Origin of the sequence: Achromobacter sp. Marseille-Q0513 (assembly GCF_018195695.1) — a bacterium.
Classification (GTDB): Bacteria; Pseudomonadota; Gammaproteobacteria; order Burkholderiales; family Burkholderiaceae_B; genus Achromobacter.
Genome location: NZ_JAGTJY010000219.1, coordinates 1 through 9082 on the forward strand (window position 1 = coordinate 1; position 9082 = coordinate 9082).

The window sequence follows — 9082 nt, forward strand, 5'->3', positions numbered from 1 at the left end:
CGCGTCGGGCCCGCGGCGGCCAGCGCCGCGGGGCCCCGGTGGCGTCCCAGCCCGCCGCGCGCGCCCCAGGCCGCGCCGCCGCTGACCACCGCCACGGCGACGCCGGCGGCCAGCGCGCGCCAGGGCCAGGCGCGCGCCGGGGGCGCCAGCGGCAGGCGCAGCGGCAGCGGCTCGTCCAGCACCGGGTCGAGCAGGGCGCGCAGCGCCTGGCGTTGCGCCTGCCATGCGTCCACGCGGGCGCGGTCCTGCGGATGCGCGGCCAGGAAGGCCTCGACCTCCGTGCGGCGCGCAGCCGCGAGCTGGCCGTCGGCGTAGGCGTGCAGGTCGGCCTCGGCGATGGGGGCGCCGGTGGCGGGGATGGCGTGCAGGCGTTTGTCGTTCATGTCATTTCACGCGATGTAGCCTGGTGGCGGCTTCGCGTCCTTGCAGCAGCGCGCCCAGCCGTTCGCGGGCGCGCGACAGGCGCGACATCACCGTGCCGATCGGCACGTCCAGGACTTGCGCGGTGTCCTGGTAGGACAGCTCCTCGACGCAGACCAGCAGCAGCACCTCGCGCTGTTCGGGCGGCAGCGCCCGCAGGCAGCGGTCCAGGTCGCGCACTTCCAGGCCGTCGGACTGGGTGGCGCGCACCGGCACCTGGGGCAGCTCGTCCACGGGCGTCTGCTCGGCCTGCCGCCGGCTGGCGCGCAGGCCGTCGACGAAATGGTTGTGCATGATGCCGAACATCCATGCGCGCAGCTCGCCGCGCCGTTGCCAGCGCGAGTAGCGGCTCCAGGCGCGCTCCAGCGTGTCCTGGACCAGGTCGTCGGCGCGCTGCGGATCGCCCGCCAGCCCGCGCGCATAGCGCCGCAGGCTGGGAATGCAGGCGAGGATCGCGGCTTCGTCTTCGGCGCGCATGGATCGGAGGGTGCGGCGGGATCAGGGCTTGGCCGCGTGCCACACGTCCTTGAAGTTGTCGCCGGTCTTGTCGCCGGCCTTGGCGTCCTTGGCGTACAGGTAGACCGGCTTGCCCTTGTAGGCCCACTGCTTGCCACCGTCGTCGCGGGTGATGATGGTGAGGTCGCCCGAGGCCTTGGCGTCGGCGGCGGCCATGACGGGCGGCCAGAGCTTGGCGCACTGGTCGTTGCAGGCGCTCTTGCCGCCTGCGTCCTTGTCGAAGGTGTAGAGGGTCATGCCGGCTTCGTTGACCAGGACGCCGTCCTGGGCCTTGACGGGCTGGGCCTGGACGGCGGCCGAGAACAGGGCGGCGCCGGCCAGGGCCAGCAGGGCTGCGGTGGGTTTGCGCATGGTATGCCTCGTGGAAATAGTTGGGTTGGGGACTGCCTGGGATAGACGCTGCCCGCTCCTTGCTTATTCCACGCCCGGAAAAAAAAATCCGGGCCGGCGCGGTTCACGCCGCCGAGCGGGCCGCGAGCGAGGCCAGGGGCGCTCGAGGCGCACGGGGCGCATAGCGCATCTCGATTTCCTGGCCTTGGGTTTCCTGGGCCGTGAAGCCCATCGCCTCGTAGAGCCGGCGCGCGGGGTTGCCGTCCAGCACCGACAGCGTCACCGGCGCGCCCTCGGCGTCGGCCTGTTCCAGCAGGCCGGCCAGCAGGCGACGGCCCAGCCCCTGGCCCTGGAACGCGGGATCGATCTGGATCTGCACCAGGCGCCAGCCGGCGGGATCGCGATACGCCTTGAACAGGCCGGCGGGCCGGCCATGGAACCAGACGATCTGCGCGTCGCTGAAGTGGTGACGGATGCGCGCCAGATGATGCTCGTCGTCTTGGGGGACACCGGCGCGGGCCAGGTGTTCTGTCATGGTCGCCTTGCGCAGCGTCAGCAGGAAAGGCAGATCGTCTTCGGTGGCGGGTTGCAAGGCCAGGGAGATGAGGTTCATGGGGAGGACGGCCGGAGAGAGGGTTTGCGCTTGGCTGATTTTCCAGTCTGGTCAATCAGGTTATATAACTGTTGCGCCGCCGGCGCCAGCGGGCGGCCTCGGCGCGAGATCAGGCCAAGGCTTCGGGTGACCCTGGGCTGTTCCAGCAGGACGCTGGCCAGGGTGGAATGCCCCTTGAGCGGCATGGCCAGGCGGGGCACGGCGGCGACGCCCAATCCGGCTTCCACCAGGCCGAGCAGCGTCATGACGTGGCTGACTTCATAGGCGCTGACCGTGCGCTTGCCGCTCTTGGCCAGCGCGTCGTCGATCAGCAGCCGGTTGCCGCTTTCCTTGGCCACGGTCATGTAGCGCTCTCCCACCAGTTCATCCCAAGTGATGCTGCGGCGGCGCGACAGCGGGTGGTCATTGCGAACGGCAAGCACGAAGTCTTCGCGCAGCACGGCCTTGAAGTCCACGTCGGGTTCCTGGGTGCCGAAGAAGCTGATGCCGAAATCGGCGCGGCCCGATACGACGCTGTTGAGCACCGTGTTGGCTGTTTCGTCAATGATGCGCACGCGGATGCGGGGAAAGCGCAGCGAATACTCTTGAATGATGGCAGGCAGGAAGTAGTACGCCACCGAGGGCACGCAGGCCACGGTGATCAGTCCCTCCCGTTGCGTGGCCAGGTCTCCAATGCTGAGCACCGCACTTTCCAGCTCGTCGATGGCCGTCCGGGCGCGTTCGAGGAAGACTCGTCCGATATTCGTGAGGGTCACGCGGCGCGTGGTGCGCTCCAGCAACTTCGCGCCCAACTGCGCCTCCAGTTTGTCGACGCGTCGGCTCAAGGCCGGCTGCGACAGATGGAGATCCTCGGCGGCCGCGCGGAAGCTGGCGCGTTCCGCCACCGCCACGAAGGCCTGCAGTTCCTGGAGATCGAAATTGATGCGCGCCATGCATTAATCCATCCGTAAATTGCAATTCAAATATTAGCTCGCCCTGCGCAGAATGGCCTGCATGGAAACGATCATCCCTTGCGTCCTGATGCGTGGCGGCACGTCGCGCGGCCCGTTCTTCCTGGCCGATTGGCTGCCCGCCGATCCGGTCGAGCGCGATCGCCTGCTGCTGACCGCGATGGGTTCGCCGCATGCGCTGCAGGTCGATGGCCTGGGCGGCGGCAACAGCCTGACCAGCAAGGTCGCCATCGTGTCGCGTTCGCGCCGTCCCGATTGCGATATCGACTACCTGTTCGCCCAGGTGTCGGTGGACCAGGCCAGCGTGGACCTGCGCCCCAATTGCGGCAACATGCTGTCTGGCGCCGCGCCTTTCGCCATCGATGAAGGGCTGCTCGCGGCCCGCGAAGGCGTTACCGCGGTGCGGGTCCACAACGTCAACACAGGGTCGGTGATCGAGGCCATCGTGCAGACGCCGGGCGGCCGCCTGACCTACGAAGGCGCCGCGCGCATCGACGGTGTGGCCGGCACGGCGGCGCCCGTCCGCCTGAACTTCCTGGATGCCTGGGGCGCGGTGACCGGCGGCCTGTTTCCCTCAGGACAGCGGCAGGAGCGCATCGACGGCCTGCGCGTCACGCTGATAGACGCCGCCATGCCGATGGCGCTGATGCAGGCCGCGGACCTTGGCCTGCGCGGCGACGAGACGCCGGCGGAGCTGGACGCCAATCCGGACTTGATGGCCCGCATCGAGGCGGTGCGTCTGGAGGCGGGCCGGCGTATGAGGCTGGGCGATGTCCGCGACAGCGTGCTGCCCAAGCCCGTGCTGCTGGCGCCGGGCACGCAGCCGATGGCGCTGCGTTCGCGCTATTTCACGCCACGGTCCTGCCATCGCGCGCATGCCGCGACCGGCGCGGTGGGCGTGGCCTGCGCTTTTCTCATACCGGGCACGGTGGCGCATGACTTCGGAGGCCCGGAGCCAGCCGCCGGCAGCCGCGGCGTGCGCATCGAGCATCCGTCCGGCGGGATGGACATCGAGGTGGAACTCGGGGCCGACGGCGTCTCGATACGGCGTGCCGGCCTGGTGCGCACCGCGCGAAAAATCATGAAGGGGGTGCTCTACCTGCCCAACTCCATTCCCCGTGCCGCCCCATAGAGGCCGGCAGTCAAAAGCCAGGAGACATGCCATGCGTTCCCATTCCTTTGCCGCGGCCTGCGTCGCCGTCCTGCTGTTTATTTGCGCCACGCCGGCGCCCGCCGCCTATCCCGAGCGGACGCTCACCATGATCGTGCCCACGGCCGCCGGCGGCGGCAACGATGTGCTCGCCCGCATCATCGGGCAGAAGATGGGCGAGCTGCTTGGGCAGACCGTCGTGGTGATGAACAAGCCGGGCGCGCAGGGCGCCATCGCCGCGGACTATGTGGCGAGACAGGAGCCCGATGGTTACACGCTGATGCTGGGCTACATCGGCACGCATGGCATCAACCCGGCCATGCAAAGGCTGAACTACGATCCGGTGCGTGACTTCACGCCGATAGGCCTGGTGGCGGACTCGCCCACGCTGCTGGTGGTGAATGCCGGCCTGGGCGTGGATGATGTCGCCGCGCTGGTGCGCTACGGCAAGAAGCATCCCGACGGCTTGAGCTACGCGTCGGCGGGTCCGGGCACGGCGCCGTCGGTCGCGGGCCTGCTGTTCAACCGCGCCGCCGGCGTGAACATGCTGGATGTGCCGTACAAGGGCTCGGCGCCGGCGTTGAACGACACGCTGGCCGGCGTTACGCAGGTCATGTTTCCCAGCCTTTTCAGCGCATATCCCCAGCTCCAGTCGGGCAAGATCCGCGCCCTGGCGGTAGCCGGTCCGACAAGGCTGGGTTCGCTGCCGAACCTGCCCACGCTGGCCGAGGCGGGCGTGCCGGGCGTCGAGGTGCCGCAATGGTATGCGGTGTTCGCGCCGGCGGGATTGGACGCGGTGGTGGTGAGCAAGCTGAACACGGCATTGAATCAGGCGCTCGCGGATGCCGGCGTGGCCGCCAAGATCGCGGAGCAGGGCGCCGAGGTCCGGCGCAGTTCGTCCGAGGAGCTGGCGCGATTCGTTGAAAGCGAGGCCGTGCGCTGGAAACGCCTGGTCGACAGCGAGCGTCTGATGGCGGGCGGGATGTGATCGATCAGGCCCGGATGGCCCTGTCCGGCGCGCGCAGCAGGCCCGACGGGCCGGGGCCGAAGCGCCGTAGGTTGGGAAAGGCCAGCGCCAGCTCGTCGCGGCCGGCGCCGAACCAGGCGCCCAGCTCGGCGCCCAGCTGTTCCACCGCCATGTCCGGCAGCAGGCGGCCGTTGTCGACGAAGCCGGGTCCGTCCAGCGCGATGTCGGGATGCGTGCCGTAGCAGCGTCCGCCCTGCACCGCGCCGCCGAGCACCAGCTGATGTCCGCCCCAGCCGTGGTCCGAGCCGTTGCCGTTCGAACCTAGGGTGCGGCCGAATTCGGAAGCGGTGAAGGTGGTGACCTGGTCGGCCATGCCGATCCTGTCCAGTTCCGCCTGGAAGGCCGCCAGCGCCTGGCCCAGCTCGCGCAGCAGGGCGGGATGGTCGTCGCGCAGGCCGGTGTGGTTGTCATAGCCGTTCTGGGACACGAAGAACACCTGGCGGCGCGCGCCCAGCGCCTGGCGCGCGGCGACGATGCGGGCCACGATGCGCAGCTGCCCCGCCAGCGGCGTGTCGATGCCGGCGAAACCGGGTGGCGGCGGCACGGCGGCCAGCGCGGCGCGCAGGCGCGCGTCCGAGGCGATCGAGCGCACGGCGATGGCTGCCAGCTTGCTTTCCATGAGGTGCGGGCGCGGCGCGGTGATGAGGTCGCGCAGCAGCGCCCTGCAGGCTTCGGAGCCATACAGCCCGTCGCGCAGCTGGGCGATGGCGGTCGATCCCTGCGGGCCGACGCGATAGCCGGAGGAATGGCGGCCGGCCAGCAGCACCGCGTTGCCGCCGGCGGTGACGCCCGCCATGCCCGATGTGGCCGAGCCGGCCAGCAGCAGGTCGGTCAGGCGTCCGGCCCAGCCGGACGACGCGCCTTCCGGCGCCAGCGCCTGCCAGTACGACTGCTGGTCGTTGTGCGAGAACAGCTTGGGCGGCAGCGCGGCTTTCCCGGCGATATAGTCGGCCTTGCTGGTGGGCGCGGCCAGCGGGCCGACGTTCAGCGCCACCGCCATGCGCCCGCGCGCGTACAGGGGCGCCAGCGGCGCCAGCGACGGGGCCAGCGCGAAGCGCATCCCGTTCGCTTCCGGCCCGCCGCCCAGGACGGTGGCATGCAGCGCCTCGCGCGGCAGCGCGATGTCGGCGCGCGCGGCGGCGTAGGCGCGGTGCGAGGCCTCGTCATACGGCACGATGGTGTTGTAGGGGTCGTTGCCGCCGTACAGGAACACGCAGACCAGCGCCTTGTACGAGCCGACGGGCGCTTCCTGCGCCGCGGCCGCGCCCAGCGCCGCCAGGTTGGCGGCCAGTGGCGCCGCGGCGCCCGCCGCCCCGAGCGCGCAGGCGCGCAGCAGGAAGGCGCGCCGGCCGGCATCGGCATGTCGTGTAGAGCTCATTTCTGCACCAGGTATTCGGGCGAGGCCGCCACCAGCACGATGGCGGCGCGCACGCGGTCGCGCGGCCGCTCGGGCGGAATGTCGCGCAGCGCGGTCGCGATCCGTCGCGCCGTCGCCTCGCTGAAGGCGTCGCCCGCCAGCAGCAGCGCGACATGGGCGACCAGCGCATCGGGATCGCCGGCCAGCGCCAGCTCGGCGGCGTAGTCGGTCTGCAGGTCTTCCCAGCCCCGGTCGGCGTAGATGGCCAGGAAGTTCAGGTAGCCGGCGATGCTGGTTTCGTCAGTGATCTGCAATTCCGGCGCGGCCAGGCCCTGGCGCGCCAGCTCGGTGGCGGCGGGCGTGTAGCGCGGCCGGAAGAAGTTGAACACGCTGGGCGCGCGCATCGGGCTTTGCGCCAGCCGGATGGTGTTGTCGCTGGTGTCCGGCATGGCCCAGGCGCCGCTGATCGAGCGCGCGCCGAAGGCCCGCGCCCAGCCGGAGAAGCGCAGGATGGGTTCGCGCACCTTGCCCCAATGGGGCGAGGCCAGGTCGGGAAAGCGCGCTTCCGGGTCGAGCAGCACGGCGCGCACCACGGCCTTCAGGTTGCCGCGCGCGCCCAGGCCGTCGTCGGCGAAGACCGCCGCCACGCGCGCCACATAGGCCGGGCTGGGGTTGCTGGCGACCAGCCGCTGGATCAGCTGCGCGCCGATGAAGGGGCCGACATTGGGATGGGCCGAGATCGCGTCCATGGCCAGCGCCAGCGATTGCGGGCCGCCCGTGCCGGCGGGAATGACGGTGCCCAGGAAGCGCTTTTCCGCCATCGAATGCAGCGCCGGATCGAGCTTCATCGGCCGGCGGTGGAATTCCACATCGGTTTCGGCGCCGTCCAGGTCCCAGCCGGTGAAGACCCGGGCCAGGCCCTGGACGTCGGCGTTCGTATAGGTTTCCACCGGCGCGCCGCCGTCCAGGCGGGGCGTGCCGTCGGGGCGCAGTTGCAGCAGGCCGATGCTGAACAGCTGCATGATCTCGCGCGCGTAGTTCTCGTCGGGATGGCGGCCGGTGCGCGGATCTTCCTTGCGGCTGCCGCGATAGGTCAGCATGCAGCCCATGGACAGGTTCCGGCTCACGGCGGCGAGCAGGCTGCGATAGTCGCCCAGCGCGTGTTCGGCCAGCAGGTCCATGAAGCCGGCCGCGCCGAACAGCGGCCAGGACGCGGTGATGGACGCCACGTTCACCACGAAGATCTCGGACAGCGCGAAGGCGACGCGGGTGCGCACCTGGTCGGGGGCACTGATGAACTTGCGCCACAGCGTGGCGTCCAGCGGCGCGTTGATGCCGTTGCCCTTGTATTCCTCGGTGTTCCTGCCCTGTTGCAGCAGCCAGTCGAAATGCGTCTGCGACGGCGGCATGGCCAGCTGCGCGTCCAGCCAGACGGCATAGCCGTCGCGCATGACGGCTGCGATGTCCGCCGGGGTGGCGCCGAAGCTGGCCTGGGCCAGGAAGCGCGAGGCCTGGCCGGCGCTGGGCGGGGGATAGTCGGCCGGCGCGGTGGCGGGCGCCATGGACGGCGTTGCGGGCATGGCGGGGCGCCTTCGTCGGGAAGCGGAACCCTAAGGTAACGACGGGCGCGCCGGCGCTTCAATACCGCCAGACGGATGAGCGCCATCCAAAGGATGAGCAGTCCCGCGCGCCGCGCTGGGCGGAGGCGCGGGGACGGCCATCCGGATTAGACCGAACGGGTGATGCCGCCGTCGATGCGGATGTTCTGGCCGGTGATGTAGGACGAGGCGTCCGAGGCCAGGAAGGCGATCAGGTCGGCCACTTCCTGGGCCGTGCCGTAGCGGCCCATGGGAATGCGGGAGCGGCGCTCTTCCTTTTCGGGCAGGCTGTCGATGAAGCCGGGCAGCACGTTGTTCATGCGCACGTTGTGCGCCGCGTACTCGTCCGAGAACACCTTGGTGAAGGCGGCCAGGCCGGCGCGGAACACGCCCGAGGTCGGGAACAGCGCCTCGGGCTCGAAGGTGGCGTAGGTGGAGATGTTGACGATGGCGCCGGACCGCTGCGCCTGCATGATCGGGGCCACCAGGCGCGTGATGCGCACGACGTTGAGCAGGTAGAACTCCATGCCCAGCTGCCAGTCGGCGTCGCTGATTTCCAGCAGCGGACCCTTGGGGCCGTGGCCGGCGCTGTTGACCACCGCGTCGATGCGGCCCCACTTGGCCATCACCGTATCGACCAGGCGCGCCAGGTCCTCGGGCGAGCGGTTCGAGCCGGTCACGCCCAGTCCGCCCAGTTCGCCGGCCAGGGCCTCGCCCTTGCCCGAGGAGGACAGGATGGCGACGCGAAAGCCGTCGGCCGCCAGCTTGCGCGCCGCGGCCGCGCCCATGCCGCTGCCGCCGGCGGTGACGATCGCTACTTTTTCCTTGCTCATGTTCGCTCCTGCGTGTGGGGCCGTGCCCGGGATCATGGGAGCGGCCATTGTAGGGGCAGGCGCCGGACGGCAAAACGCCCCGCGCTTCCGGCCGGGGGCCGGGAGGACGGGGCGCCGAGAGACGCGGGCGGGTCAGTCGACCAGCTTGAGCGTGCCCTTCATCATGGCGGAGGGGCCGGGGGAGGGGCAGAAGTAGGTGTAGTCCTGGCCGGCCGCGAGCTTGCTCACGTCGAAGGGCACGGAATACGATTCGCCGCCGCCGATCACCTTGGGGTGGGCGATGACGCG

At 70.4% G+C, this 9082-nt stretch carries 10 protein-coding genes and 1 pseudogene; 2 read left to right on the top strand and 9 right to left on the bottom strand.

Annotation, left to right across the window (positions count from 1 at the left end):
- The 5 genes and pseudogenes from KDH83_RS27325 to KDH83_RS27345 all read right to left on the bottom strand — a co-directional run.
- Window positions 1–383 (bottom strand): annotated as a pseudogene (locus KDH83_RS27325) (anti-sigma factor); the annotation flags it as partial.
- Between the two features lies 1 nt (window position 384).
- Window positions 385–897 (bottom strand): RNA polymerase sigma factor, encoded by a 513-nt coding sequence (locus KDH83_RS27330; protein WP_212321481.1) that lies wholly within the window; start codon window positions 895–897, stop codon window positions 385–387.
- Between the two features lie 21 nt (window positions 898–918).
- Window positions 919–1287, bottom strand: coding sequence for a hypothetical protein (locus KDH83_RS27335; protein ID WP_212321482.1), 369 nt, complete (start codon window positions 1285–1287; stop codon window positions 919–921).
- Between the two features lie 103 nt (window positions 1288–1390).
- Window positions 1391–1879 (bottom strand): GNAT family N-acetyltransferase, encoded by a 489-nt coding sequence (locus KDH83_RS27340; RefSeq protein WP_212321483.1) that lies wholly within the window; start codon window positions 1877–1879, stop codon window positions 1391–1393.
- Window positions 1876–2811, bottom strand: a complete 936-nt coding sequence (locus KDH83_RS27345) for a LysR family transcriptional regulator (protein WP_212321484.1) — start codon at window positions 2809–2811, stop codon at window positions 1876–1878. The genes KDH83_RS27340 and KDH83_RS27345 overlap by 4 nt, the downstream gene beginning before the upstream one ends.
- Before the next feature lie 61 nt (window positions 2812–2872).
- Between KDH83_RS27345 and KDH83_RS27350 the strand changes: the two genes are divergently transcribed.
- Entirely contained in the window at window positions 2873–3961 is a 1089-nt protein-coding gene (locus tag KDH83_RS27350) for a 4-oxalomesaconate tautomerase (RefSeq protein ID WP_212321486.1), read from the top strand.
- A gap of 31 nt (window positions 3962–3992) precedes the next feature.
- Window positions 3993–4967 (top strand): tripartite tricarboxylate transporter substrate binding protein, encoded by a 975-nt coding sequence (locus KDH83_RS27355; protein WP_212321488.1) that lies wholly within the window; start codon window positions 3993–3995, stop codon window positions 4965–4967.
- 4 nt (window positions 4968–4971) lie between these two features.
- On the opposite strand, the gene KDH83_RS27360 is transcribed toward KDH83_RS27355, so the two are convergent.
- The 4 genes from KDH83_RS27360 to KDH83_RS27375 all read right to left on the bottom strand — a co-directional run.
- A complete protein-coding gene (locus KDH83_RS27360; protein ID WP_212321490.1) occupies window positions 4972–6384 on the bottom strand; it encodes a DUF1501 domain-containing protein in 1413 nt (470 codons plus the stop codon).
- Window positions 6381–7943 (bottom strand): DUF1800 domain-containing protein, encoded by a 1563-nt coding sequence (locus KDH83_RS27365; RefSeq protein ID WP_212321492.1) that lies wholly within the window; start codon window positions 7941–7943, stop codon window positions 6381–6383. Before KDH83_RS27365 ends, KDH83_RS27360 begins: the two co-directional genes overlap by 4 nt.
- Before the next feature lie 146 nt (window positions 7944–8089).
- Window positions 8090–8794, bottom strand: a complete 705-nt coding sequence (locus KDH83_RS27370; protein ID WP_212321494.1) for an SDR family oxidoreductase — start codon at window positions 8792–8794, stop codon at window positions 8090–8092.
- Window positions 8795–8926: 132 nt separating this feature from the next.
- Window positions 8927–9082 (bottom strand): plastocyanin/azurin family copper-binding protein (locus KDH83_RS27375; protein ID WP_249205391.1); only part of this gene is annotated, 156 nt, incomplete at its 5' end.

Bases quoted from the DNA above. Each gene is read 5' to 3' on its own strand.
- KDH83_RS27335 (WP_212321482.1), bottom strand. From the start codon at position 1,287: ATGCGCAAACCCACCGCAGCCCTGCTGGCCCTGGCCGGCGCCGCCCTG.
- KDH83_RS27340 (WP_212321483.1), bottom strand. From the start codon at position 1,879: ATGAACCTCATCTCCCTGGCCTTGCAACCCGCCACCGAAGACGATCTG.
- KDH83_RS27350 (WP_212321486.1), top strand. From the start codon at position 2,873: ATGGAAACGATCATCCCTTGCGTCCTGATGCGTGGCGGCACGTCGCGC.
- KDH83_RS27355 (WP_212321488.1), top strand. From the start codon at position 3,993: ATGCGTTCCCATTCCTTTGCCGCGGCCTGCGTCGCCGTCCTGCTGTTT.
- KDH83_RS27370 (WP_212321494.1), bottom strand. From the start codon at position 8,794: ATGAGCAAGGAAAAAGTAGCGATCGTCACCGCCGGCGGCAGCGGCATG.
- KDH83_RS27360 (WP_212321490.1), bottom strand. From the start codon at position 6,384: ATGAGCTCTACACGACATGCCGATGCCGGCCGGCGCGCCTTCCTGCTG.
- KDH83_RS27365 (WP_212321492.1), bottom strand. From the start codon at position 7,943: ATGCCCGCAACGCCGTCCATGGCGCCCGCCACCGCGCCGGCCGACTAT.
- KDH83_RS27330 (WP_212321481.1), bottom strand. From the start codon at position 897: ATGCGCGCCGAAGACGAAGCCGCGATCCTCGCCTGCATTCCCAGCCTG.
- KDH83_RS27345 (WP_212321484.1), bottom strand. From the start codon at position 2,811: ATGGCGCGCATCAATTTCGATCTCCAGGAACTGCAGGCCTTCGTGGCG.